This is a genomic window from Bradyrhizobium ingae (genome assembly GCF_055791185.1).
Genome location: NZ_JBVUBB010000012.1, coordinates 101741 through 126423, shown reverse-complemented (window position 1 = coordinate 126423; position 24683 = coordinate 101741). Strand labels below are relative to the sequence as shown.

Below are 24683 nucleotides of genomic sequence, written 5' to 3'. Positions count from 1 at the left end.
CGCGAAGCGCCGCCCGATGACAGGCTCCGCGAAGCGATCCAGAATCTCTCCGCGGAGACGGTCTGGATTGTTTCCTTTACTTTACGCGGTTTCCCGGATGTCACTTCGCTCATCCGGGCTGCGGCTCTTGAGCCTCACAACACCCGCGTAGCGCCGGGGATCTTCCGTAGCGCAGCGGTGGCGGCCCAGCTCAAGATCACCGTGAGCACGAACGCGATCGTCGCCTTCACGATCGCCGGCACGCTGACGTCGAACAGCCAGTATTGGATCCATAGCACGATCGGATAGTGCACCAGGAACATGCCGTAGGCTTCGCCTTGCATGCGGTCGAGCAACGTCGGTCCCGGTGCTTTCGAGTGCAGGAAGAAGGCGAGGATCGTCAGCAGGATTGCGGCCGAGAACAGCACAAAGAACGAGCCGTAGACTGCATGGTACCACCACGGCAGATGAGGCGGATTGCCCAGGATCTCGCGCTTGACGTAGATCATGCACCACATGCCCGCATAGGGAAGGAGCGTCACGAACAGCCAGCTCCATCGGCTTTTCGGCAACTGGCCGTCCGGGCCCAGCACGCCGGTGGCCATGCCGGCACAGCCGACGCCGGCGCCGATGAAGAAATAGGAGGCGTAGAGCAGGAGGCGGCTCGCCTGCACCGAGAACGGCCCGAATTCGAACCAGTGATTGACGCCGTAATGGATCAGCATCGGGATGTAGGCGATCTCGGTGACGATCCAGAGCAGCAGCCAGAACCGCCACGGCTCCTTGAAGCCCAATTGTGAGACCCGGTTGATCGGAAATACCAGCGTCGACGAGACCCGGTAGAGCAGGCACGCCGTGACGTCGAAGGCGAGCAGCACCCAGACGAACCAGATCGGGCCGCTTGGCCATGGCCCGACCGTCACCGTCTTCCACCAGAACGCCGGGAAGGTGAGATCGGAGCCGCCCTGCAATGCCAGCGCGTAGTAGGCGAGCGGGATCAGCGTCAGCGCGCAGACCGCAAATGGCAGGCCGAGCCGCAGCAGGCGGTCGCGGATGAAGGCCAGCGGCGCCTTGTGACCGAGGCCGGGCCAGACGAACAGGCCCGACAGGAAGAAGAACATCGCCATGAAGAACGAGTCATTGGCGAGCACGATCAAGTCGAACCCGATCCACTCGGTCGGATCGGTGTGACCGAAATAGGTATAGGGGATGACGGAGTGATGCAGCAGCACCACCAGCGTCAGGAATGTGCGCGCCCGATCCAGCGACAGGTTTCGCGCCTTGCTCTTGGGAGTTGCGCTGACCTCAACGCCAGCCGTCGCCGCAGGTGAAATCGTTGTCATGTTCGCCCCGGTTGCATCCTTCCCTGGGTGCGGATGTTGCCGCCGCGCCGGGAATTCAGCAAGTTCTGTTTAGCCTGGCTATGCTTCGTCTCGCGGCCGTACCAGTGGCGGAGGAACCGGTCTATCCCCTGCACGTTAAAGTTCACGAAGTTTTCAAATACCCGCCCTCCTTGGCGGTGTGGACCTCGCGGAGCAGGCGATGACCATCCTGAAATGGGCGCTGATCTTCCTGTTGATCTCGATCGTGGCCGGCGTGCTCGGCTTCACCGGCGTTTCGGCTGCGTCCGCCGACGTCGCGCGCTTCCTGTTCTACGTTTTCGTCGTGATCTTCCTGGTGCTTCTGGTGTTGGGGCTCACGATCTTCAGGGCGTAGCTGAGCTCGTCAGTCCGGGATGGTGCGTTAGCACCAGCCCTCAGGCGCGCAACTGCGCACCATAGTTCGATGCTTCGCATCGCCCGGAATGACGGGGCTACCCGACTTCCTCGATCTTCACCTTGTCCGGATAGAAGGCGAGATAGCCGGAGATATCGGTCATGGCGGGGAACGGCGTCTCGTAGGTCCAGATCGCATTGTCCAGCGTCTTGCCGTCGGCCTTGACGCTGAAATAGCTCGCGTCGCCCTTGTAGGGACAATGGGTGACGCGGTCAGTTCGCTCGAGCAACGCCATGTTGGCGTCTTCCCGCGGCACATATTGGACGGCCGGATACCGGGCCTCCTTCAGCGTCAGGGCCTTCGTGGTGTCGGCGATCACGACGTCGCCCGCCGTCACGCGGACGCGCCTGGGATTGTGAGTGATGGTGATGGGGTGGTCGGGGCCCGGAAGCTTCATGATTTCACGCCTTTTTGGTCGATTGGCCGCGCGCGGCACTTTGTCGTGCCTTTATCCCGCTAGTGGGGAGAATATAGTGCCGGGAAGCGTGACCCAGAAGGCCGTTCACGCTAAGTTTGGGCCTGCCGGTCCAGGGGACCCCGGCAAGTGATTCGAAAGCTTGAATTGCCAAGACAGGAGCGAGAGCAGAATGCCAATGGACGCCCACGATATCGAGGCGATGATCAAGGCAGCGATCCCCGATGCCGAGGTGACGATCCGGGACCTCGCCGGTGACGGCGACCATTACGCCGCGACCGTGATCTCGGAATCCTTCCGTGGCAAGTCCCGCGTCCAGCAGCACCAGATCGTCTATCAGTCGCTACGCGGCCAGATGGGCGGCGTGCTTCACGCGCTGGCGCTGCAAACCGGCGTGCCCGGAAGCTGATGTCGAATTGATCTTTTTGCCGCCGGGGTAGGTTATGGCTGCGGAAAATCCACGCGGCGCGATGTTTCGTGTCATCGTGCCGGACCAGCCTAGCCGCGTGACCTATGTCGAGCTGTTCTTCGATCTCGTCTTCGTCTACGCCGTCACGCAGATTTCGCACACGCTGCTCGGCCGTTTTACGCCGCTCGGCGCGGTGCAGGTCACGCTGCTGTTCCTCGCGGTATGGTGGGTCTGGGTCTACACCGCCTGGGTCACGAACTGGCTGAACCCCGAGCTGACGCCGGTCCGCGTCCTGCTGTTCCTGATGATGCTGGGCGGCCTCGTGCTGTCGATCTCGATCCCGACGGCCTTCGAGGGACGCGGGCTGTGGTTTGCGATTGCGTACGCATCGATGCAGGTAGGACGTACCGCCTTCTGGCTGTTCGCAACGCCGCCGCACCGGATCCTGGTGCGGCACAATGCGATCCGCATCCTGGCCTGGCTTTCCGTCTCTGCCGTGCTGTGGATCGCGGGCGGATTTGCGGAGGGCGAGAGGCGGCTGTGGTTCTGGCTCGCGGCCGTCGCCTTCGAATACATCTCGCCGGCCGCGCGCTTCTGGGTCCCGAAGCTGGGATTTTCCTCGATGGAGGCCTGGAGCGTCGAGGGTGGCCATATGGCCGAGCGCTGCGCCGGCTTCATCATCATCGCGCTCGGCGAGGCCATCGTCGTCAACGGCGCGACCTTTGCCGAGCTGAGCTGGACCGGCGAAAATATCTCTGCCTTCCTGGCAGCTCTCCTCGGCAGCATCGTGATGTGGTGGATCTATTTCCACAAGGGCGCCGAGGCGGGCTCCGAGCTGATCTCGAAATCGGCCGAATCCGGGCGGCTGGCGCGGCTCGCCTACACCTACCTGCACATGCCGATCATTGCCGGCATCATCCTGACCGCCGTGTCCGATGAGCTCGTGCTGAAGCATCCCACTGGGCATTCCGATCTCAGGACGGTATTGAGCACGGTCGGCGGTCCCCTGGTGTTCCTGGTTGGCACGATCCTGTTCAAGCACACCATCCGCGGCTTCCTCCAGCTCTCGCACGGCGTCGGCATCGTCGCGCTGCTAGGTCTTGGCTGGTTCGGCAGCGAGCTGTCGCCGCTCTGGCTGTCGATCGCGACGACGGCGATCCTGATCGTGGTGGCGGTGTGGGAGTCCGTGTCGTTGCGCGCGAAGCCTGACGAGGCCGATTGAGCCGGTTGTCTGGCCTAGTCAGACGTGACCAGCGCATGCACCGAGAACATCCGCGCCGAATCGGTCCAGGTCTCTCGCACTTGCCAGCCGGCACCGCGCGCCAACGCTGCGAACCGCTCCAGACTGTATTTGTAGCTGTTCTCGGTATGAATGCTCTCGCCCGCCCGGAACGAGAAGCTCGTGCCCAGCATGCGCACGGTCTGGTTCTTCCTGCTGATCAGGTGCATCTCGATGCGGTGCTGCTCGCGATTGTAGATCGCGCGATGGGTGAAGGCGGAGAGATCGAAATTGCCGCCGAGCTCGCGGTTGATGCGGACGAGCACGTTGAGATTGAAGCGGGCAGTGACACCGGCTGCATCGTTGTAGGCGTCGTGAAGCACGCGCTCGTCCTTTTCGAGGTCGGCGCCGATGATCATCAGCGCGCCCCGGCCGAGAATCTCGCGCGCGCTTTTCAGGAAGGCCTGGGCTTCGTGCGGCTCGAAATTGCCGATGGTCGAGCCGGGGAAGAAGCCGACCTTGGGCAGCGCGGCGACGGCTGGCGGCAGCTCAAACGGCGTGGTGAAGTCGGCGGCGACCGGGTGGATGCCGAGCGAAGGGAAATCCCGTCGCAAGCCATTTGCCTGTTCCTGAAGGAAATCGCCGGATATATCGACGGGCACATAGGCGGCGAACTTGCATTGCTTCAGGAGCAGGCGAACCTTGGTTGTCGCGCCGGCGCCGAACTCGACCAGTGCCGCATGCTCCGGGATGATTTTCGCGATCTCGCTGCCGCGCTCGCGCAGGATCGAGAGTTCGGTGCGCGTCGGGTAATATTCCGGCAGGCGCGTGATCGCCTCGAACAGCTCTGATCCCGTCGCGTCGTAGAAATATTTCGGTGACAGTCTTTTCGGCTGCTGCGACAGATCTCCGATGGCGTCGCGGGCAAAGGCGGTGGTCTGTTCGTCAGGAAGATGGGCTTCGGCCAAAGCGCTGGCGTGCACATTCATGATACTCTCCTGAACGCGCTGTCCGGCGCGCATTGATCGTCGGATGAAACTTTACTCGTAGTCGGCGAGGCGTAATCCCGTGAACTGCCAACGGTGGTGCGGATAGAAGAAGTTGCGATAGGTGATACGGCTGTGCCCGTCCGGAGTTGCAAGCGAAGAGCCGCGAAGTACCAATTGATTGACCATGAACTTGCCGTTGTACTCGCCGAGCGAGCCTTCCACGGCGCGGTAACCGGGATAGGGCGAATATGAGCTGCGGGTCCATTGCCAGACGATGCCGAAGGCATCGTTGAGCTGGCCGGCGCGGGCCGCGACCTCCCATTCCATCTCGGTCGGCAGGTGCTTTCCGGCCCAGCGCGCGAACGCATCCGCCTCGTAATAGCTGACGTGGCACAGGGCCGCCTCGGGATCGATCGGCTTGAGGCCGGCGAGCGTCATCATGTGCCAGCGACCATCGATCTCGCGCCAGTGGCCCGGCGCCTGCCAGCCCTCGTTGCTGACCGCGGCAAACCCATCCATCAGCCAGAGCGCCGGCGTCGAATAGCCGCCGTCCTTCATGAAAGCGAGCCACTCGGCATTGGTGACGAGATTTCGTGCGATCCGCACCGGGCCGACGAGCGCGCGATGCGCCGGCTTCTCATTGTCGAAATGAAAGCTGTCGTCGGCATGTCCGATGCTGTGAATGCCTTCGTTCAGGGGAAGCCATTTTGCGCCGGTTTGGTTCGGGGCCGGGAAGCGCCACTCGGGATCGTAAGCGGGCAGGACCGGATTCTGCGCAAAGGCGTGGAGGATGTCCGTGAACATCAATTCCTGGTGTTGCTGCTCGTGATTGAGGCCGATTTCGACGAGCGGGCGGATCGCGTGAAGCTTGGCCTCGTCCATCTCGCGGAAGAATCTCACGACGGCAGCATCGACGTAGGCCCGATAGGCCGTGACTTGCTCCGCGCTCGGTCGCGTGATGTCGCCGCGGCGATGCCGGGCATGACGTGGGCCGGCGCTGACGTAATAGGAATTGAACAGAAATGCGAAGTCGGGATGGAAGGGCTTGTAGCCCGAACAGTGCTCGCCGAGCAGAAACTGCTCGAAGAACCAGGTCGTATGCGCGCGGTGCCATTTCGCCGGACTCGCATCTGGCATGGACTGGATCTGCTGATCTTCCGCGCTGAGCGGCGCGGCGCGGCGCTCGGTCTCGTTGCGGACCGACACAAAGGCATCCACGAGCGCCTCGGCGAGGCTGCCGGATTCGGAGAACGGTGACGCAGGGAGCGGGCTGGCCGTCGCGGAGGCTTGTTTCGTCACGGTTTTCTCCAGGTGGACAAGAAAACGTTGCAGGCGTAGCTCGGTTCCAAGAGACAGGTTCGTCCTAGATAGGGCCTCCGTTACGGGATAAAAGTCCTCCTCGGTGATCATATTAGAGCCATCAGGCTATGGCTCGGCCGGGGCTTGAACTGGCGATCCGGCCGCATGGCAGGGCTTCGTCGCCGCCATTTTACTTTGGATGTCCAATAGTTTGCGCTACATATAGGGGCAGGTATCGGGTTAGATGGCTGAGCCGGCCCGAAGCGATAAGGGCTCCGCCCCGGAAGGACATTGATATGAGCATCGAGGAATTCATCGACAGCGAAGTGAAGTCGAACGACGTGGTTCTGTTCATGAAGGGCACGCCGCAATTTCCGCAGTGCGGTTTCTCCGGCCAGGTCGTGCAGATCCTCGACCATCTCGGGGTCGGCTATAAGGGCCTCAACGTTCTCGAATCGGCCGAGCTGCGCAACGGCATCAAGGTCTATTCGAACTGGCCGACCATCCCCCAGCTCTATGTGAAGGGCGAGTTCATCGGCGGCTGTGACATCGTGCGCGAGATGTTTCAGGCCGGCGAATTGCAGCAGCTCTTCTCCGACAAGGGCGTTGCCGTCAACGCGGCGGCCTGATCCTTGGCGATGCTGACGCGCCGGATCGGTGGCGCGCAGCTCGAGATCATTGTTGCCGACATCACCACGCTCGGCGTTGACGCCATCGTCAACGCCGCCAATACGTCGCTCCTCGGCGGGGGCGGTGTCGATGGTGCGATCCACCGGGCCGCCGGCCCGGATCTTGTCGCCGAGTGCCGCATGCTCCATGGCTGCAAGACGGGCGATGCCAAGATCACGCGGGGTTATCAGCTGAAAGCGGCGCATGTGATCCACACCGTCGGTCCGGTGTGGAATGGCGGCACCCTCGGCGAAGACGATCTGCTCGCCTCCTGTTATCGCCGTTCGATGGAGCTCTGCCGCAAGCACGATCTCGCTTCGGTAGCATTCCCGGCGATTTCGACCGGCATCTATCGTTTCCCGGCGGATCGCGCCGCGCAGATTGCGGTCGCCACCACGGTCGATGCTCTGGCTGCGACCCCCTCCGTTACTCAGGTCATCTTCTGCTGCTTCTCCGAGCCAAGTGCTGTCTTGCATCGTGAGGCGCTGTTGGCGCACAGCGCCGACGATTGACGATGAAGCCGGGCCGTCGTTCCACCGAAGGACGTCTGGCCCTCATACGTTGGCTGCTTGTCTGCGCTGGGCTCCTGGCATTTGCCGCGGTTGCAGCGGCGGAAGACCTGCTTGCCGGACGTGAACTCGACCCGCAGAAGCTTGCGCCCGTTAGAGACTATCTTCGCAACGAGGTTACGGCCGGCAAGATTCCCGGCGCGATCCTGCTGATCCAGCAGCACGGCAGGCCCGCGCTCTACGAAAAATTCGGCCTGCGCAACGTGAAGACGGTGCAGCCAATGACGGACGACACCATCTTCCGCCTCTATTCGATGTCGAAGCCGGTCACCTCGGTCGCAGCGATGATGTTGGTCGACGACGGCAGGCTGGATCTCGACGACGCTCTTTCGAAATACATTCCGGCTTTTGCTGATGTGAAGGTTGGTGTCGCACAGCCGGACGGCCGCTTGCTGCTCGTGCCGGCGGCGCGGCCGATCACGATCCGCGACCTCCTGCGTCATACCTCCGGCATCACTTATGGCTTCTATGGCGACAGCCCGGTGCGCAAGCTCTATGCGGGTGCCGGCTTGTTCGACGACGACCCCGACAATGCAGAATTCGTCGCGCGGCTGGCGCGATTGCCGCTGGCCGAGCAGCCGGAGACGCTATGGGACTATGGCCATTCGACGGACGTGCTAGGGCGGGTGATCGAAATTGTTTCGGGGCAATCACTCTATCAGTTCGAGAAGGCGCGCCTGCTCGATCCCCTCGGTATGCGCGATACGGCGTTCTTCGTCGCCGACGATACCAAGCGCCCCATGATCGCAGAGCCCTTGCCGAGCGACTGGTTCGATCGGCCGGTGGCAGGCATCAAGGAGCCCACCGCACCGCATCGCTGGGAATCCGGCGGAGCCGGCATGGTCGGCACCATCGGCGACTATGCGCGCTTTGCGCAGATGCTGCTCAATGGCGGCGAGTTCGACGGAAGGCGCTATCTCAGGCGCGAGACGGTCGCGCTGATGGCGTCGGATCAGATCGGCGAGGGGAGCGGGATCGGGAAGGATCCCGAGTTCTATTTTCCGGGCCCTGATAGCGGCTTCGGCCTGGGATTTGCGGTGCGGACGGAAGCAAAGCCGCCTCTGCCGGCCGGCGAATATCGCTGGGACGGTGTCGGCGGCACATTCTTCTTCATCGATCCCACAGACGACATGTTCGTCATCTGCATGATGCAGTCGGCGTCGCAGCGTGGGCCGATCCAGGCCGAATTGAAGCGGCTGGTCTACGAGGCGATGGGGCGCTGATCATGCGCCGCGCGCGATCTCTCGCACATGGCCGATCGTCTCCTCGATCATCGCAGCCGTCACGTCGAGATGCGTGCAGGCGCGGATGCGGCCATCCATCATCGCAAGCATCACGCCGTGCTGGCGCAAGGCGCCCACCATCTTGTCGCCGGGGACGCCTGCGCCGTCGGGCTTGAAGAATACGAGATTGGTCTCGGGCTCCTGCACCTCGATCCCTGCGATCTGCGACAGCCCGCGCGCCAGCGCGCGCGCATTGGCGTGGTCATCCGCAAGGCGATCGACATGGTGGTCGAGCGCATAGATGCAGGCGGCCGCGCAGATGCCGGACTGCCGCATCGAGCCGCCGAGCCGCTGCTTCCACTGCCAGACCGCGTCGATGAAGTCGCGCGAGCCGGCAAGCACGCCGCCGATCGGCGCGCCGAGGCCCTTCGAGAAGTCGATCCAGGCTGAATCCCAGCCCGCCGTCATGTCACGTGCCGAGATTCCGGCGGCGACGGTGGCGTTGAGCAGGCGCGCGCCGTCCATATGAGTCGCAAGCCCATTCTGCTTCGCGATCGCGACGATCTCGTCGAGCGCCGTCTTCTTCCAGATCGTGCCGCCGCCGATGTTGGCGGTCTGCTCGACGCTGACCACCCTCTGGGTCGGCTGATAGCGCGTGCGCGGATGGAGCGCCTTGCGGAGCGTCTCTGGTGTGAACTGTCCGTCGGGACCCTGGAGCTGCGTAATCTGAAAGCCGCCGAGCGCTGCATGCGCGCCGCCTTCGCGTGCGATGATATGTGCGGTTTCATGCGCGAGGATCTCGTCGCCGGGACGGCAATGCACCAGCGTCGCGGTGATGTTGCACATCGTGCCCGAGGGCATGAACACCGCAGCTTCCTTGCCGAGCAGGTCCGCAACGCGCTCGCAGAGCGCATTCGTGGTCGGGTCGTCGCCGACCTGCTCGTCGCCGACCTCGGCACGCGCCATCGCCTCGCGCATCGCAGGCGTCGGCCGCGTCTGTGTATCCGAGAGCAGGTTGACGCGCACCGGCGGCGCCTTGGGATCGACGGGGGGAGGGGTATAGAGCATCGGCATTGCTCCTTGGGCAGTTCCATTCGCTCGTTGTCAGCGGCTCTTAAGGGGACGTCGGGCGGCGTGTCGAAATCGCATAATAACGATTTCCGTCGCGGTCACGCGATAATCGATGAGATAGGGATAGGGATTGACCGGGAGGCGGCGCACGCTCGCTCGAGTTGTCTGCCGTCCTGCATAGGGATGGTCGCAGTAACGCAATCAGAGCAACAATGCGGTCGCGCACATGAGCTGCTCCCTGCGGTGATCGGGATTCGATGTAGGTCAAAGCATTGTCGATCTGGGCGAGGGCCCGCAGTGTGTAACGGACCTTCACAGCCCGTGCTTTGCCCACATCGCGCGAACTTCGTCAGCATTGGCCAGCTCACCGCGGGCGATCTCGGCTTCGGCTTCGGCCAGATCGGCCTCTTCTGCCTCTGTGAGCTGGATCGGCGGTTGGTCGACACCTGCGAGCTCGAGCAGTGCTCGCGCGAGCTCGTCCTGCTCGGAGTCGGGCAGGATCGATACCTTGCTAAAGGCCTCGTCCAAAAGACGTGTCATGATCAAGCTCCATCGCATGCGATCATAGCACGAGCGGATCGAGAAATGGGAGTGACCAGCCCAAACGACAAGGCCCCGGTTTTGCCGGGGCCTTTCGAACTTCGTTATCAGCGCGAATAGAATTCGACGACCAGATGGGGCTCCATCTGCACCGGGAACGGCACGTCGGAGAGGCCGGGGATGCGCGCGTATTTCGCGGTCATCTTGCCGTGATCGACTTCGAGATAGTCGGGCACGTCACGCTCGGGGAGCTGGCTCGCTTCGAGAACGTGGGCGAGCTGCTTGGAGGCTTCCTTGACCTCGATCACGTCGCCGACCTTGAGCTGGTAGCTCGAGATGTTGACCTTGCGGCCGTTCACCTTGATGTGGCCGTGATTGATGAACTGGCGCGCGGCGAAGATGGTGGAGACGAACTTGGCGCGGTACACGACCGCGTCGAGACGACGCTCCAACAGGCCGATCAGGTTCTCGCCGGTGTCGCCCTTCAGGCGGCTCGCCTCGACATAGATGCCGTGGAACTGGCGCTCGCTGATGTTGGCGTAGTAGCCCTTGAGCTTCTGCTTGGCGCGGAGCTGCACGCCGAAGTCGGAGAGCTTGCCCTTGCGGCGCTGGCCGTGCTGGCCAGGGCCGTACTCACGACGGTTCACGGGGCTCTTCGGGCGGCCCCAGATGTTCTGGCCCATACGGCGATCGATCTTGTACTTCGCCTCACTGCGCTTAGTCATCGCGTCCTCTTGATAGAGTTAGGTTGGTTTGAGGAAACGCGCCCTCCTGTGTGACCGGGAAACCCGGCACCGACAGACCCTATCCCCAAAGCTTCAAGGGACAAGGCCACGGGTCGCGAAACGCTTCGCGGGCCGAAACCGGCCCGCGAGCAGGCGGCTTTTAGGAGAAATCGGGCCGTCCTGTCAATCTTTTACGTTGCAACGGCCCGCATCGGCTTGGGCTCGGCAGCCTGCCGGCTGCCACGCAATTCGGCAGCGATTTCAGTGTTCAGGACCTGTTCCAGCTTGGTCAGGACTCTAGCGATCGGGGCGGCATCGGTAATCCGGTGATCCCAGCGAAGGACGACATTGATGGTCTGGTCCGGTTCGGCCACCCCATAGCTCAGGATGAATGGTCCGGGCGTGATGGCGTGGAGCTCGCCCCCGCCATAGGCCGCAACCGAGGTGACCGAATAGCTGCCGAAAAAGCTGGCGCGCTGGCGGCCGAAATTGAGCCCGATCAGCCACGCCAGCCGGCGCAGCGGCAGCGGCAGCCGCATTGCCAGCATCATCTTGCGAACCATGGGCACGTCCTGGAGCGGTGCCTCCTTGGCATGCCGGATTTGGACGTCGATCTCGGCCAGCGGCAGAGCGTCCGGGCCGGCAATCCGCTGCGCCACCACGCATTCCTCGTCATCCACGACGCGGGCGATTGCCACCATCGCCACGCTTTTGGGCAGCTCATAGAAGGCCGGCCACGGCCATTTGGCGTAGAGAGTGCGCAGGATCGGCTCGTCCCTGGCGACGAGCGCGAAGGCCTTGACGAAGATCGAGGCCCAGCCGGCCGGCAGCTTTGCGCTGGCGCGGGCCTCGAGCAGGGGGCGGATCTCGAGCGGCCGCGACAGCGAGACGAAGGGCACGCCCATCGAGGCGTACATGAGGTCAAAGACCATGCGCCGCAGCAGCGAGATTTTCCTGGGTGTACCGCGCATCGTCCTCGGGTTTCCGCGGGCTCAAACAAGTGGGACGAGTCGATCGTCTCGCCCTGATCTAGCATGAACCAGGCATGTTGAAGCCAGCGGGTTCATGAATCAGGGGCCGGCCGGGTTCACAAGAAGGTTCGTCAATTTCGGTAAAATGATGTCGTTTCAATGCCTTAAATGGTTAATTTGATGTAAGCTGCAGCCGATCTTGAGAATCGCTCGAAGGGCGATCTACCGCCTGATCCCCTCGAAAGCAGTCATGATGCCGCGTTGGAACAATGACCAGTCGAAGCCAAGCGCTATGGCGCGATAGCCGCGGTCGATCAGGCGGTTGGCCTGCTCGGCGGTACGCGCCGCTCCGCCGATCGGCACGCCGCTTTTGAGAATGCCGGCCTCGGCCCGGGCGATCAGCTCCAACAGCTCGGGGTCGTCCATCTGGCCGCGCTTGTTGATGGAGGTGGCGAGATCGCCCTGACCGATCACTGCGATGTCGATTCCGGGCGTTGCCATGATCTCGTCGATGCGGTTGACGGCGTCGATATGCTCGATGGTGATCATGCAGAGCATCTCGTCGTCGGCTGATGCCATGTAGTCAGGCATCGACTGGCCCCAGCGGAACGGCGCATGGAAGGGGCCCCAGAGACGATCGCCGCGCGGAGGATAGCGTACGCTGCGCACTGCTTTCTCGGCTTCCTCGCGGCTGGTGATCATCGGAAAGTTGATGCCGAAGGCACCGATGTCCATCGGGGCCTTGGCAAGCCAGGGCTCGTTGGCGGCGATCCGCACCAGCGGCGTGCATGGCGTGCCTGTCGTGGCGGCGATCATAGCGTGCGCTTCGGTCAGCCCGATCGGCCCATGTTCGAGATCGACGATGATCCAGTCGAGCGAGCGCGCCATGATCTGCACCGTCTGCACGCTCGGAATGGTCGCGATCGCTCCAAAGGAGGGGCGACCTTCACGCCAGAGCTGGCGGAGACGGTTGAGCGGCGTTGACGTGACTGACATGGCGCAGAACCTGCGGGATAGGGGCTCCGCAACCTAGCAGCGCGCCAGCGACCGGAAAAGTCAGGCCGGGACGCGCCCGCCGAAGAATGGCTTCAGTGCAGGGCCGAGCGTATGGCTGCGCTTGGACGTGAAAACGATCTCTGCGCCGGACTGCACAAGGTCGGTGACGCGCGGGCCGAGCAGGTCCGAAACGCGGCGGGCGATCGCCGGAGCCGGATCGATCCAATTCACCGGCCAAGGGGCGAGCCTGGTCAACCGGTCGAGCAGCAGCGGATAGTGCGTGCAGGCGAGCACGATGGTGTCGGTGCGTGCAGTCGTCTCCTCGGCCTTACCGACGAAGCAGGGCTTCAGCTCCGCGAAAATGGCGCCGTCGGCGACCGTGGCACCGCTGAGCGCCGCCTCGGCGAGCGACGCGAGTTCGGGTGAGCCGACCAGCGTCACCTCGCAGCCCTGGCCGTGATCCCGGATCAGCGCCTGGGTGTATTCGCGTTTGACGGTGGCCTTGGTGCCGAGCACCGAGACGCGTCGTGTCTTGGACTGCGCGCAGGCCGGCTTGATCGCCGGCACCGTGCCGACGAAGGGCACGCGATAGGCAGCACGCAAATGGCTCATGACCGAAACCGACATGGTGTTGCAGGCGATCACCACCAGATCGGGCCTGTGCGCGGTGATCAGATCTCCGACCAGCGGCACCACGCGGGCGATGATCTCGTCCTCGCTGTGATGGCCGTAGGGGAAGAAGGCATCGTCGGCGACGTAGACATAATGAGCGTCGGGGCGCGCAGCGACGACCTCGCGCAGCACGGTGAGCCCGCCGAGGCCGGAATCGAACACCAGTATGGTCGGAGAGTCGGTCACGTGGTCACCCTAGCCCTGCCATGGTTACCATTCGGTTTTTGGGGCGCTTTTGCGGCGGACACGGGTCCTGCCCAATTTGGAACGATTCAAATCGCTTCGACCCCGCTTGCCCGCTATCAGATCGCGCCATTGCTGCGCCGCAGTTGGGGACGTCCGCAAAGTTCGGGGAGCCGACATGATCAGAAACACGCCTGCCGGCTGGGGCAGTATCTCCCGCTGGTTTCACTGGATACTCGCGGTCGCGATCATCGGCATGATCGGCTTCGGCTGGTGGGTCAATCACGTGCCGGCGCGGCCCGATCGCTTCTTCTATCGCTCGATCCACGCCGACATCGGCTATGTGGTTCTGCTGCTCACCGTCATTCGCCTGGCCTGGCGCATCGGTAACCCGACGCCGGCGCTGCCGGACGACAGTCGTCCCTGGCAAAAGTTTGCCGCGCGTATCAGCCACGCGGCACTCTATCTTATCGTCATCCTGGTCGCGATGCTCGGCTGGGCACATTCCGGCGCACATGCGCCCGATTACTCCAGCTTCTTCGGCTTGTTTCACGTGCCGCAATTCACCTCGCCCGACCGCGAAGCGGCGCGCGCCTATGAAGACCGCCACATTCTCTTTGCCTATGTGCTGCTGGCTCTGATCGTGGTCCACGTCGCGGCCACCGCGTGGCACCATTACATCCGCCGCGACCGCGTCGCGGTACGGATGGTGACGGAGGAAGCGAAGGCGGGGTAGGGGCAGCGCGCCGCGGCTTCTCCGTATCACGTCACCGTCTCTGGAATACTGGATTTCCCGCCCCAGTGCGCAAGTGGCGCACAAGGCGGGCGATGACAGTGAGCGTAGGCGAGCGCTTCAACAGCTCATCGCTGCCCTTGCAATGAGGCTCACGCGATCCTGTTCGTGGTCGCCGCCCGCTCAGCCTTGAGCTGGTCCTGCAGGCGCTGGATGTTTTCGAGCAGGCGCTGGCTGGCGAGGACCAGGAAGTAGTAGCCGAACTGTGGATCCTGGAAGTAGATCTCGAGCAGCCGTTCATAGGTGATGGTCAGCACCTGGCCGTCCTCGATGCACTCCACCGTTCCGGTGCGCTGGTTGTTCGGGGTCAGGAAGCCGAGCTCACCCATCAGGCGACCAGGCGGGATCTCGATGTTGATCTCCTTGACCAGGAATTTTCCGGTCACCGTCAGGAACATCTCGTTGGCTGGGTCGTGGATCTTGAAGAGCGTGTCACCATGGCGGTACTTGCGCTCCGTCATGAAGGGCTTCAGCCATTCCATGGACATGTCGCCCTGCGTCGCGTGGCGCGCCTTCTTCACGAGCTTGAGCATCTGGCGGAGGCGAACGCCGTTGATCGGGACCAGCAGCAGATAGAGCAGAAAGGTCGACATGTTGCCGGACAGCAGGCCGTAGGCGGCGAACAACGCGCAGCCGATCATGTTGGCGACCCGCAGCGGCACCATGGTCTGCATCAGAAGGGTCGCCACGAAGAAGATCGCGCCGACAACGGCGAACAGATTGGCGAGCGTGATGTTGGCCAGTAAGATTTCCAGCAGGCGGTTGAACAGGGCGTCGTAGGTGATGTTGTTGGGGTCGAGGCCCATCTGCATCAGGATTTTTGCGACCCTGAAATTGTCCGCAGCCGTATCGAGAATGCGGTTTAAAATCGACGAGATATCTGCGCTGGACGCCATCATATTTCCCCACGCCTCAAGCCGACGGTGCTTTTCGGATACGGATAATCGAAATCGATAAGGATCGTTTGAGTAAGATGACCGGCGGATTCGATGCAAGCGGCCAATTCTAGCCCGCGCGGCGGTTTCGGCAATCGTCCACTCGTCGAGCCCGAGAAACCGGTCTGACCGGGAGAGGAACGGACCCTATTCGAGGCCGTTAGCACCGAAAGCAATGTCCGGTGAGCTGTCATGTCCGATTCTTGCGACTATTTTCGTGAGCACGCGATTGCGGCCACCCGCAAGGCGCGTGCCTTGCCGGCGGGAGCGGCAAAGCACAAGCAGCGGACCGTCGCGCGCGTCTATCATCTCCTATCCAGGAAGGCGGCGTTCGCGCCCAATATCCATCATCTGGATGAGTTTCGCGCGGCGCGGCGCCTGGAGCCGCAGATCACAGGGACCGGTTGATCGCCGCATGCTGCAATTCTGTGCAGCGGTTCAAATGACAGCCTGACGAAAGCGGCAGCAAATTTTGCAGTCTGGAAATCCCCGTCCCGGCCACTATGCTCGTTGCGCGGTCGGCTGCTGCATCGCCGCGCCGCGAGGGGGATGGCATGCGCACAACATCGGTCGGCGTCGTTCGCATTGCCACCAAAGGGCCCGGCGATGTGGCAGGCCTATTGAGGATGATCGAGCAGGGCGAGATCGATCCGAAGGCGATCCTCGCGATCCTGGGCAAGACGGAGGGCAATGGCGGCGTCAACGACTTCACGCGCGAGTATGCCGTGGCTGCGCTCTGCGCGGCGCTTGCGCCGCATCTGGGGCTGGCGCCTCATCAGGTCGAGCAGCGCATCGCATTCGTGATGTCGGGCGGCACCGAAGGTGTGCTCAGTCCGCACATCACCGTGTTCACGCGCCGAAGCATCGTGCAGGCGCCGGCTGGTCTTGCTGGAAAGCGGCTCAGCATCGGCATGGCGCAGACCCGGGATTTCCTGCCTGAGGAGCTCGGCCGCAGCGCGCAGATCGAGGAAACGGCAAAGGCCGTGGTGTCAGCCATGGCAGACGCCGGCATCACCGAGCCGAAAGACGTGCATTTCGTCCAGATCAAATGCCCGCTGCTGACCAGTGACCGTGTCGAGGCGGCCTCCGCGCGCGGCAAGACAACCGTGACGACGAGTGCCTACAGCTCGATGGCCTATTCGCGCGGCGCCTCCGCGCTTGGCGTCGCGGTGGCGCTCGGAGAGATCGAGGGAGCGACCCGCGACGAGGACGTGCTGCGGCGGTTCGATCTGTTTTCATCGGTCGCCTCAACTTCGGCGGGGATCGAGTTGATGCACAACGTCGTCATCGTGCTCGGCAACACGATGTCTTCGGCGAGCCCGTACGAGATCGGCCATGCCGTCATGCATGACGCGATCGATGCCGCGGCCGTAATCGAGGCGCTCGCGGGCGCGGGGCTTAAGGCGGGATCGACGGCGGATACGGGCCGCGAGCTCGTCAATATCTTCGCCAAGGCGGAGGCCTCGCCGAACGGCAGCGTCCGCGGTTTCCGTCATACCATGCTGGAGGATACCGACATCAGCGCGACAAGGCATGCTCGCGCCGCCGTTGGCGGCCTGATCGGCGGTCTTGCAGGAACCGGCGCTGTCTACGTCTCCGGCGGGGCCGAGCATCAGGGGCCCCCGGGCGGCGGCCCTGTTGCCGCCATCGTGCGGCTCATCGATGATTCCGATTGAGCGCAGCGGAGGGAGTATCCACGTGCTCGTCGGTGGTTCGGCCGGCTCGCGTCGGCCAATATAGTGCGTTCACTTCGCGGCGCTGTTCACGCTGCGATGCTGGATCGACACGGGAGCCGAACCGAGTGTCGGACCGGCGGCGCTCACGAGGTCACTGCGCAGTGATGGTGAAGCGGCATGAAGCGCGAAGATGATGGCAATCTGGGTCCGGTTCTGAAGGCGGTATTTGCGCATGATATTGCCGATATGTGCGCGAACCGTATTTTCGGAGATCTTGAGCTCGTAGGCGATGTTCTTGTTCTGCATGCCACGGGCAATCAGCATCATGAGCTCGCGCTCACGCGGCGTCGGTGTGATCGGTACGCTTGTATTCATGACCAATTCCTCCCTGGCATGAAGGTTGATGTGACCATCCCAGCATTTCTCTCACTCCACCTTGAGCGCTTCGATCGGACTGAGCTTGGAAGCCATGTGGGCGGGATAGAACCCGAAGATCACACCGGTCACGGCTGAAAATCCAACGGCGAGGCCGATCGACTGCATGTCGATCGCAGTGACCCAGCCGGCTATTCGCGCCACGGTCATCGACAGCGTGACGCCGCCGACGACGCCGATGGCGCCGCCAAGAAGACAAAGGACGAGAGCCTCACAAAGAAACTGCAGGCGGATATCGCGCATCCGGCCGCCGAGCGCGCGGCGAATTCCGATCTCGCGGGTGCGTTCGGTGACGGAAACGATCATGACGTTCATGATGCTGATGCCGCCGACGAGGAGCGAGACCGAGGCGATCGCGAACAGCAGCAGCGCCACGGTGCGGATGGCGCCCTGTTGTGCCTCCATGGCGGCCGCGGGATCCTGGACCTTGAAATCGTCGGCCTGGCCGGCGGGGATCCTGTGTCGCTGCCGCAGCAGGCCTTCGATCTCACTGGTCGCGCCCGCCATCTGGGTATCGGAGGCGACCTTGACGAGGATATAGGCGATGGCGTCCCGGTTGATGCCGCTCGCGCTGCCGAGAAAGCGCAGCTTGGCGGTGGTCAGTGGCACGAAGGCGACATCGTCCTGCGCCGGACCCTTGCGATCGAGCACGCCGATGACTTCGAGCGGGACCTGCATGATCCTGACTTGCGCGCCGATCGGATCGTCGCCCGGCGCGAACAACTCCTTGGCGGCGGCGCTGCCGAGGATGACGACCTTCGCTGCGCTCGCTTCCTCGGCCGCGGAGAAGTATCGACCGGATGACAATTGCCAGTCGCGCACCATGAAGTGCGAGGTGGTCGTACCGTTGATCGTGGTGTTCCAGTTCCTGGCTTCCCGGATGACTTGCCCGGTGCCGGCGACCGAACCTGCAGCGGTCTGGATCTCCGGAATCTGATCGAGGATCGCCTGCACGTCGCCCTCGGTCATCGTCAGCTTGGTGCCCGCCTTCATGCGAACGGCACCCTGTTGTATCGCGCCCGGCTCGATCATCAGCACGTTGGAGCCGATCGAGCGGATCTGCTCCTCGACGCGAAGCTGCGCGCCCTTGCCGATGGCGAAGACGGTCACGATAGAGGCCACGCCGATCACGATTCCCAGGATGGTCAGGAAACTGCGCAGCGGATTCAGGCGCAGCGCGTGAAGGGCGGTCTGAAGGGCCTGATATGCGGTCATGATGCCCAGACCCTGTTTGGCATTGGGGCACGCATCTCATCCGCGACGACCTCGCCGTCATGCAGGCGAATGGTTCGTTCGCAGCGCGCGGCCACGCCGGAATCGTGGGTGATCATCACGATGGTCTGGCCGGTGTCGTGGAGTGCGTCGAACAGGGCCAGAATCTCGGCGCCGGTCCGGCTGTCCAGCGCGCCGGTCGGCTCGTCCGCGAGCACGATCGCCGGCGCTGCGACAAGGGCCCGCGCGATCGCAACGCGCTGCTGCTCGCCACCGGATAGTTGCCGCGGAAAATGCCGCGACCGGTGCAGCATGCCGACGGCCTCGAGGCACTGTTCGGCACGCAGCATCCGTTGCTTGTGACGGATGCCGCCGTAGACGAGCGGCAGCGCCACGTTCTCGACCGCGTTGTGCCGCGCAAGAAGATTGTAGGATTGGAACACGAAGCCGATGGCGTGGGCACGCAGTTCGGACCTGCGGTCATCGGCCAGATCGGCGACGTCGCCGCCTTCCAGGAGGATCGCGCCCTCGCTCGGACGATCGAGTAATCCGATCATGTTCATCAAGGTCGATTTGCCGGACCCCGACGGGCCCATGATCGCAAGACTTTCGCCGCGCTGGATGTCGAAGCTGACGTCGCGCACCGCGGTCACCGCGACACCGTCGGTCCGGTAGGTGCGGCAGACCGATCTGAGACTGACCAGTGCGGGCAGGGCGGTCATGATCCGAACCTTATTCCGAGAAGCTCCATGCCCGCAGGCCGGATCGCCTGTCCGATCGCGACCTGGCTGCCTTCCGTCAGATCGCCGCTCTTCAGGGCGACCTGCTCGGCGCCGTCGGTGCCGACCGTGACCGCGATGCGCTTCAGCGAACCGGTGGGCGTGCGCAGCCATACGCCGTCCCGACCTTGGGCCGTTGATGGCTGCGTGCCGCTAGGCTGGAAGCGGAGCGCCGCGACCGGTATCTTCAGAACGTCGTCCTGACGGTCGACCACGATCTTGACGAGCGCGGTCATGCCGGGGAGCAGCGCGCCGTCGAGGTTGGAGGTCGACAGCACGACGGTGTAGGTGACCACGTGCTGCTGCGTCTGCGGCGCCTTGCGGACCTGCCGCACGATCGCTTCGAAGCGGCGGTCGGGATAGGAATCGACCGTGAAGTGTGCACGCTGGCCGGCGGCGATGCGTCCGATATCCGCCTCATCGACCTGGGCGTGGATTTCCATGTCTTCGAGCCGGTGCGCCACCAGGAAGGCGGTTCGCGCCTCGAGGCCGACCGCAAGCGTCTGGCCCTCGTTGATGAATCTGCCGACGATCACGCCGTCGATCGGCGAGCGGATGATGGTACGATCGAGATCTGCCTCGGCGGCGCGGAGGATGGCTTCCTTTTCCGGGACCGCCGTCCTCGCTTGCTGGAGCTCGGCCTCGATCCGGCGCACGTCGGCGGTGGCGCCTTCGACGGCATAGGAGTTCAGCGTCACGAGGACCTCGGCCTCGCGCTCCTGTGCGAGGCGTGCAGTGAAATCGGTCTGCGCATCCTCGACTGTCGTGGCCGCCACCACGTTCTGCGACTGCAACGCCAATTTGCGCTGGAGGGTCCGCTGCGCAGACGCCTTCACGGCCTGGGCACTGTCGAGCTTGGCCGCCAGCACGGCCCTCGTGCCCTTGGCATTCTCCAGATCGATCTTGCCCCGGTCGAGCTTGGCCTGCTCCAGCTCGACATTGGCGTGCGCCATCTCGATCGCCGCCTTGGCTTCGTCGACCTTGGCCGCGAAGCTCCGCGGGTCGATCTGTGCCAGTGGCTGATCTTTTCGCACATTGTCGTTGAAGTCGACGTAGACCTTCGAGATCTGCCCCGACAGTTGCGAGCCCACCTCGATCGTCTTCACCGGTTGAAGTGCGCCGGTCACCGTGATCGTCTGCTCGATGCTGCCACGCTGGATCGAAGCGTAGCGGAACATCGGCGCGTCGGAGCCGAACGTCGGCGTCTCGCGTACGGCGGGCAGGATGGTCTGCGTGGTTGTGCGATAGGTGTGTCCGGCTTGGTTCGCGATCCATGCGGCCGAAGAGCGCACACCGGCTGGATCGATGGCAAAAGCCGCCGCAAATGCGGACACGCCACCCAACGCGACGAGGATTGGCACAAAACGCATATTGAAACCCCGGCCTTATCAAAAAGAAGACCGTCAGGCACAATTCGCACCCTCACGCACAGGTGGTAATTCCCGTGCTTTCGCTTGACGGTCCAGCAATATGTCGTCGGTTCTAGGTCTTCGGACGTGTGTGCTCGATGAAACAAACGTCAAGTTGTGAGCTGCCGATCCGCCACTTTTGGGATGATGGATATACTTCGAGATTCGATGCGGCCCCAGAATCGACCTTTTTCAATTACTAATTGCAAAATGTGCTATGGTGTGGAGGCAAAATGCGCCGGTCGAAGCGTACTGATTTCTGCTCGTGCATGAGAGCGCACCATGAGCACATCGGCGACACGGCAGCGGCTTCAGCACATTCGTCGCACGGAAGCTCGGCCTTCCGCATCCGCAACGCTGCGTCATGTCGTCGGCGGCGAGGCCGTGATTCCACGACAGATTAATGACCATCGTCAAATGCGAAGCAATGATCCGATGCCAGCGTATGCGGCAGGTCGTCATCAATTTCTCGCATCAAGCAGGAAGGAACACAGAAAGTGTGATCTGGCCCGCAGCAATATCACACGGCTGCACTAGGATTGGTTGATTGCACGTGAGGGAACCGGCTTCGAATCGGTTCTCACGACAAAAAGAATAGGACGAGGAGACTTTGGGTCATGAGAACGAGCCCGCCAACGATCTATGTGATTGATGATGATGAGCAAATAAGGAGCTTGCTTGGAGATCTCTGCCACGATGCCGGACTTGAAGTGAGGCTGTTCGGCTCGACCGACGAATTCCTGGCAGAGCAACTCTCCGATGGTCCCTCGTGCCTGGTGCTCGACGTTCGCTTTCCCGGCACCTCGCCGACAGGACTCGACCTGCAGCGAACGCTGGCGGACTCCGGCGTTTCGGTCCCGATCGTGTTCATCAGCGGCCATTCCGACGTTCGCGTTTCGGTGGAAGCGATGAAGCGCGGCGCGGTGGAGTTCTTGCCAAAACCGTTTCGGGAGCAGGAGCTTCTCGACGCGGTGCGACTCGGCGTGGAGCGCGATCGCAGGCGGCTGGAGCGCGAATTCGTCGTGCGCGAAGCCCGGCGGCGCTTCGACGAGCTCACGGTGCGCGAGCGCGACATATTGCTGCTCATGGCGGAGGGGCTCATCGCCAAGCAGATCGCAGCCAGGTTGAATGTCAGCGAGGTGACGGTGAAGGTGCACCGCGCGCGAATGATGCGGAAGCTGCAGCTGCGTTCGCCCATCGAGGTGGTGAGGCTCGTCGACAGCATCGGGCCGAACGTCGCGACGACACGACACGGTGCCGCCGCATTCAACGGAGCCGAAGTCGCGCGCGGCATCTAGTCCGTCCGGACTAGCATGAACCTCAGTCTATCAAGCGCCGCGTCGACGGTTCAGAGTATCCCGCATGATGTCGCAGAGTTTTGCATACGACATCGCTCACCGCTAACCTTGGCACGAAAGGGATACTCCATGCGTAAGTTGATTTTCGCTTCCGCCGCACTTATCGCCCTCACCGCCGGCGCCCGCGCCGACAACACCGCGACCACCTTCCAGGTCGGCCTCGTAAACGGCTCCTCCGTGAACCAGCAGGGTCACGTCAACGACAGCTCGACCACGGTTCAGGTCGGCATCCTGAATGGTGCGAGCACCATGCAGGGCACGACCTCTCCTTCGCTCAACAACACCAGCGGCGTGCTTCAGATCGGCGCCGCGAACGCGGCCGTCACTGGGCAGGTTGCAACTGGCAACAACACCAGCGGGATCAGCCAGAACTCGATCGGCGGCGCGCCGAACAACTTCGCTGCCGTTGGGCAGATCGGTGGCGGCCTGAACCTCAGCTCCATTACGCAGCACTAAGCCAGCCCCGTACCTACCTGGGCGCGCCACGCGGGCGCGCCCAGGCCATATTCCAAAAAAATTGCGATCAGGCTCGTTGATGAAGCGGCGGATCGACCAGTTACTATTGGCGGAGAAGTCACATGCGGATCAATCATCTAGTCGCGACGGTCGTCATGCTCGGCGCATTGGCTTCTGTCGATGCGAAGGCTGATAATACGGCGACCGTGTTGCAGTTCGGTACGACGAATGTTTCGTCGACCACGCAGAGCGGTCCGGTGAACAACACCGCGACGACGCTGCAATTCGGTGCGAACAACCAGGCGACGAGTGTGCAACTCGGATCGCTGTCCTCGGTCAACTCGGCGACGATCGGACAGGGCGGCACGACGCCTACCGCGACCAACAATGCTGCGGTCGGTCAGGTCGGCGGCTCCAACACGAGCCTGATCGGTCAGATTGGCTTGAACAACACGGCCGCCGTGGGCCAGTTCGGGTTCCTGAACGGCTCCACGATCCTGCAGGCAGCCCCGTGATCTGAGATCTCGGCAACAATCTGGAGGCACGTGATGAACAAGCATCTTCTGGTCGCTGCGATGGCAGCTCTCGTCTCCTGTTGCGTAGCGAACGGCCCGGCGAGAGCGCAAAGCGCCGATATCAAGACGATCGTTTCGATCAACGGACCGCCGGTCGTCCTGAATCAGAGCAGTTCGACCAACATGGCCGGCATATTCATGATCGGCGGCACGACCAGCGCGACGGTCACCCAGACCGGAAACAACAATGCGACCGGCGTCCTGCAGTTTGGCGGAACGAACAGCGCTTCGATCTCCCAATTCGGGAGCTTGAATTCCGGGTTCGTCGGCCAGGTCGGGCTGAACAGCACGTCGCACGTCGCGCAGACCAGTCCGTGAGAGTCGAACGTCGATTCGTACACGTCGGGAGGAAGTCCCATGAATTGGCGTCGTCACATCCGGACCGCGATCGCGGTCGTCGCCGCAATGAGCGCGACGACCGCGGCTTCCGCCGGCTCATTTCGGAGCGGCACGTCGAACAGCTCGGTCAGTTTTGAGACGGTCGTCGAGTTCGGCAACAATTTAAAGCCTGTGGTGATCGAGGAAAACAGCCAGATCAACATCGCGAAGGTCATCGAGATCGGCACGGGTCCAGTCGAGGCCACGATCATCCAGACCGGAAACCTCAACTATGCGAGCATTATTCAGATCGGAACCACGACCAGCGCTGCGATCGGCCAGTCCGGCGTGAACAACACCGCCCAGGTCACCCAGATGGGCAACATGACGAATACCCTCCTGGTGCAAATTGGTGATATGAACAGGGGGACCGTCAGCCAGTTCGGTCGCTTCAACTGGGCAGCCATATTCCAGTTCGGGCGATGATCAGAAAGGCAGGTCTGCCATGAAGCTCATTCTGTTTGCAGCAGGAGTGGTGATGATGGTGTCGGGCGGAACGGGGTCGGCATCGGCGGGCAACGACGGAGACGGCCATACCACGATCGTGCAGGATGCCAACGGCCGGACGGTGATCACCCAAAGCGGCGATCCCGCGCAAGCCGAAGTGCGGATCGAGAAAGAGCCCGGGCGAACGACCGTCTATCGCAAGAGCGGCGGAAATACCGCGGTCGTGACCCAGAGCACGAATCCGGCTGATCTGCCGCCTGCCTTGCGCGAATGGTTGCGCAGCCACTCCGGGCAATGAAGATTGAGATGCCGCTTAGCGGCTCGCACCGGTTGGCTCCACGACCGTCTGCTCGACCAGCGTCAGGCGCCCAGGCAGCGCCGCGGCGACCAGCTTGCTGGCGATGCTGCTGGCTTCCGTCGTGCACGATACGTAGACGTCATCGCGCAGATCGTTCGCCGTCCGCTCGCGCCGCGTCGATGGTCATGGTGTCCTCTTTCCCGACAGACTGCGCCCGGCAAAAAACC

Annotated in this window: 31 protein-coding genes; 15 read left to right on the top strand and 16 right to left on the bottom strand. The window is 62.8% G+C overall.

Features of this window, described 5'->3' with window-relative positions:
• Positions 1-134: 134 nt before the first annotated feature.
• Positions 135-1322 carry an acyltransferase family protein gene (locus ACV1FX_RS19565; RefSeq protein ID WP_473119183.1) on the bottom strand — a complete coding sequence of 396 codons (1188 nt, stop codon included), beginning with the start codon at positions 1320-1322 and terminating at the stop codon, positions 135-137.
• Between the two features lie 199 nt (positions 1323-1521).
• Between ACV1FX_RS19565 and ACV1FX_RS19560 the strand changes: the two genes are divergently transcribed.
• The gene (locus ACV1FX_RS19560; RefSeq protein WP_473119182.1) at positions 1522-1695 is read left to right on the top strand and encodes a DUF1328 domain-containing protein; all 174 of its coding nucleotides are present in this window, start codon (positions 1522-1524) and stop codon (positions 1693-1695) included.
• 97 nt (positions 1696-1792) lie between these two features.
• Here the strand turns inward: ACV1FX_RS19560 and ACV1FX_RS19555 are convergent, their stop codons facing one another.
• Positions 1793-2152: a DUF427 domain-containing protein gene (locus ACV1FX_RS19555; RefSeq protein WP_473119181.1), complete on the bottom strand. Its 360-nt coding sequence runs from the start codon at positions 2150-2152 to the stop codon at positions 1793-1795.
• Between the two features lie 190 nt (positions 2153-2342).
• On the opposite strand from ACV1FX_RS19555, the gene ACV1FX_RS19550 reads away from it, so the two are divergent.
• Together ACV1FX_RS19550 and ACV1FX_RS19545 are read left to right on the top strand one after the other, a co-directional pair.
• Positions 2343-2579 carry a BolA family protein gene (locus ACV1FX_RS19550; protein ID WP_027525381.1) on the top strand — a complete coding sequence of 79 codons (237 nt, stop codon included), beginning with the start codon at positions 2343-2345 and terminating at the stop codon, positions 2577-2579.
• Between the two features lie 34 nt (positions 2580-2613).
• Positions 2614-3801, top strand: a complete 1188-nt coding sequence (locus ACV1FX_RS19545; protein WP_473119180.1) for a low temperature requirement protein A — start codon at positions 2614-2616, stop codon at positions 3799-3801.
• 14 nt (positions 3802-3815) lie between these two features.
• Here ACV1FX_RS19545 and egtD read toward each other — a convergent pair whose 3' ends face one another.
• Positions 3816-4787 (bottom strand): L-histidine N(alpha)-methyltransferase, encoded by a 972-nt coding sequence (gene egtD, locus ACV1FX_RS19540; protein WP_473119179.1) that lies wholly within the window; start codon positions 4785-4787, stop codon positions 3816-3818.
• A gap of 51 nt (positions 4788-4838) precedes the next feature.
• The gene (egtB, locus tag ACV1FX_RS19535; protein ID WP_473119178.1) at positions 4839-6086 is read right to left on the bottom strand and encodes an ergothioneine biosynthesis protein EgtB; all 1248 of its coding nucleotides are present in this window, start codon (positions 6084-6086) and stop codon (positions 4839-4841) included.
• A gap of 296 nt (positions 6087-6382) precedes the next feature.
• Between egtB and grxD the strand changes: the two genes are divergently transcribed.
• The 3 genes from grxD to ACV1FX_RS19520 are packed head-to-tail and all read left to right on the top strand — an operon-like array spanning position 6383 to position 8547.
• Complete coding sequence (grxD, locus tag ACV1FX_RS19530) at positions 6383-6715, top strand: Grx4 family monothiol glutaredoxin (protein WP_473119177.1); 333 nt, start codon at positions 6383-6385, stop codon at positions 6713-6715.
• A 3-nt stretch (positions 6716-6718) separates the two neighbouring features.
• On the top strand, positions 6719-7267 hold the full coding sequence (locus tag ACV1FX_RS19525) for an O-acetyl-ADP-ribose deacetylase (RefSeq protein WP_473119176.1): 549 nt from the start codon (positions 6719-6721) through the stop codon (positions 7265-7267).
• A gap of 2 nt (positions 7268-7269) precedes the next feature.
• Positions 7270-8547, top strand: a complete 1278-nt coding sequence (locus tag ACV1FX_RS19520; RefSeq protein ID WP_473119175.1) for a serine hydrolase domain-containing protein — start codon at positions 7270-7272, stop codon at positions 8545-8547.
• Here the strand turns inward: ACV1FX_RS19520 and ACV1FX_RS19515 are convergent, their stop codons facing one another.
• The 7 genes from ACV1FX_RS19515 to murI form a co-directional block, all read right to left on the bottom strand.
• A complete protein-coding gene (locus ACV1FX_RS19515; protein ID WP_473119174.1) occupies positions 8548-9615 on the bottom strand; it encodes a threonine aldolase family protein in 1068 nt (355 codons plus the stop codon).
• A 36-nt stretch (positions 9616-9651) separates the two neighbouring features.
• Entirely contained in the window at positions 9652-9768 is a 117-nt protein-coding gene (locus ACV1FX_RS19510; protein WP_473119173.1) for a hypothetical protein, read from the bottom strand.
• A gap of 162 nt (positions 9769-9930) precedes the next feature.
• The gene (locus ACV1FX_RS19505) at positions 9931-10158 is read right to left on the bottom strand and encodes a hypothetical protein (protein ID WP_473119172.1); all 228 of its coding nucleotides are present in this window, start codon (positions 10156-10158) and stop codon (positions 9931-9933) included.
• A 107-nt stretch (positions 10159-10265) separates the two neighbouring features.
• Positions 10266-10883, bottom strand: coding sequence for a 30S ribosomal protein S4 (rpsD, locus tag ACV1FX_RS19500; RefSeq protein ID WP_018647416.1), 618 nt, complete (start codon positions 10881-10883; stop codon positions 10266-10268).
• Between the two features lie 191 nt (positions 10884-11074).
• The gene (locus tag ACV1FX_RS19495) at positions 11075-11854 is read right to left on the bottom strand and encodes an acyltransferase (protein WP_473119171.1); all 780 of its coding nucleotides are present in this window, start codon (positions 11852-11854) and stop codon (positions 11075-11077) included.
• A gap of 222 nt (positions 11855-12076) precedes the next feature.
• Complete coding sequence (locus ACV1FX_RS19490; protein ID WP_473119170.1) at positions 12077-12850, bottom strand: HpcH/HpaI aldolase family protein; 774 nt, start codon at positions 12848-12850, stop codon at positions 12077-12079.
• A gap of 60 nt (positions 12851-12910) precedes the next feature.
• The gene (gene murI / locus ACV1FX_RS19485; RefSeq protein WP_473119169.1) at positions 12911-13708 is read right to left on the bottom strand and encodes a glutamate racemase; all 798 of its coding nucleotides are present in this window, start codon (positions 13706-13708) and stop codon (positions 12911-12913) included.
• 175 nt (positions 13709-13883) lie between these two features.
• Between murI and ACV1FX_RS19480 the strand changes: the two genes are divergently transcribed.
• The gene (locus ACV1FX_RS19480) at positions 13884-14441 is read left to right on the top strand and encodes a cytochrome b (protein WP_473119168.1); all 558 of its coding nucleotides are present in this window, start codon (positions 13884-13886) and stop codon (positions 14439-14441) included.
• A gap of 149 nt (positions 14442-14590) precedes the next feature.
• Here ACV1FX_RS19480 and ACV1FX_RS19475 read toward each other — a convergent pair whose 3' ends face one another.
• Positions 14591-15397: a Crp/Fnr family transcriptional regulator gene (locus ACV1FX_RS19475; RefSeq protein ID WP_473119167.1), complete on the bottom strand. Its 807-nt coding sequence runs from the start codon at positions 15395-15397 to the stop codon at positions 14591-14593.
• Between the two features lie 228 nt (positions 15398-15625).
• Here ACV1FX_RS19475 and ACV1FX_RS19470 point away from each other — a divergent pair, with 228 nt between their 5' ends.
• Together ACV1FX_RS19470 and atzD are read left to right on the top strand one after the other, a co-directional pair.
• Positions 15626-15841 (top strand): hypothetical protein, encoded by a 216-nt coding sequence (locus tag ACV1FX_RS19470; RefSeq protein ID WP_473119166.1) that lies wholly within the window; start codon positions 15626-15628, stop codon positions 15839-15841.
• Between the two features lie 146 nt (positions 15842-15987).
• Complete coding sequence (atzD, locus tag ACV1FX_RS19465; RefSeq protein WP_473119165.1) at positions 15988-17109, top strand: cyanuric acid amidohydrolase; 1122 nt, start codon at positions 15988-15990, stop codon at positions 17107-17109.
• A 69-nt stretch (positions 17110-17178) separates the two neighbouring features.
• Here the strand turns inward: atzD and ACV1FX_RS19460 are convergent, their stop codons facing one another.
• From ACV1FX_RS19460 to ACV1FX_RS19445, 4 genes are read right to left on the bottom strand one after another with little or no spacing between them, the layout of a single operon-like run.
• Positions 17179-17484: a response regulator transcription factor gene (locus ACV1FX_RS19460; protein WP_473119164.1), complete on the bottom strand. Its 306-nt coding sequence runs from the start codon at positions 17482-17484 to the stop codon at positions 17179-17181.
• Positions 17485-17535: 51 nt separating this feature from the next.
• Positions 17536-18759, bottom strand: a complete 1224-nt coding sequence (locus ACV1FX_RS19455; RefSeq protein WP_473119163.1) for an ABC transporter permease — start codon at positions 18757-18759, stop codon at positions 17536-17538.
• Positions 18756-19478, bottom strand: a complete 723-nt coding sequence (locus ACV1FX_RS19450) for an ABC transporter ATP-binding protein (protein ID WP_473119162.1) — start codon at positions 19476-19478, stop codon at positions 18756-18758. The genes ACV1FX_RS19455 and ACV1FX_RS19450 overlap by 4 nt, the downstream gene beginning before the upstream one ends.
• On the bottom strand, positions 19475-20905 hold the full coding sequence (locus ACV1FX_RS19445) for an efflux RND transporter periplasmic adaptor subunit (protein ID WP_473119161.1): 1431 nt from the start codon (positions 20903-20905) through the stop codon (positions 19475-19477). The genes ACV1FX_RS19450 and ACV1FX_RS19445 overlap by 4 nt, the downstream gene beginning before the upstream one ends.
• Positions 20906-21561: 656 nt before the next feature.
• On the opposite strand from ACV1FX_RS19445, the gene ACV1FX_RS19440 reads away from it, so the two are divergent.
• From ACV1FX_RS19440 to ACV1FX_RS19415, 6 genes are all read left to right on the top strand, one after another.
• Positions 21562-22242, top strand: coding sequence for a response regulator transcription factor (locus tag ACV1FX_RS19440; protein WP_473119160.1), 681 nt, complete (start codon positions 21562-21564; stop codon positions 22240-22242).
• Positions 22243-22371: 129 nt separating this feature from the next.
• Positions 22372-22758 carry a curlin subunit CsgB gene (locus tag ACV1FX_RS19435; RefSeq protein ID WP_473119159.1) on the top strand — a complete coding sequence of 129 codons (387 nt, stop codon included), beginning with the start codon at positions 22372-22374 and terminating at the stop codon, positions 22756-22758.
• Between the two features lie 122 nt (positions 22759-22880).
• Positions 22881-23273, top strand: a complete 393-nt coding sequence (locus ACV1FX_RS19430; protein WP_473119158.1) for a curlin — start codon at positions 22881-22883, stop codon at positions 23271-23273.
• A gap of 33 nt (positions 23274-23306) precedes the next feature.
• The gene (locus tag ACV1FX_RS19425; RefSeq protein ID WP_473119157.1) at positions 23307-23651 is read left to right on the top strand and encodes a curlin; all 345 of its coding nucleotides are present in this window, start codon (positions 23307-23309) and stop codon (positions 23649-23651) included.
• Positions 23652-23690: 39 nt separating this feature from the next.
• The gene (locus ACV1FX_RS19420; RefSeq protein ID WP_473119156.1) at positions 23691-24137 is read left to right on the top strand and encodes a curlin; all 447 of its coding nucleotides are present in this window, start codon (positions 23691-23693) and stop codon (positions 24135-24137) included.
• Between the two features lie 19 nt (positions 24138-24156).
• On the top strand, positions 24157-24456 hold the full coding sequence (locus tag ACV1FX_RS19415; protein WP_473119155.1) for a hypothetical protein: 300 nt from the start codon (positions 24157-24159) through the stop codon (positions 24454-24456).
• The last annotated feature ends 227 nt before the right edge of the window (positions 24457-24683 follow it).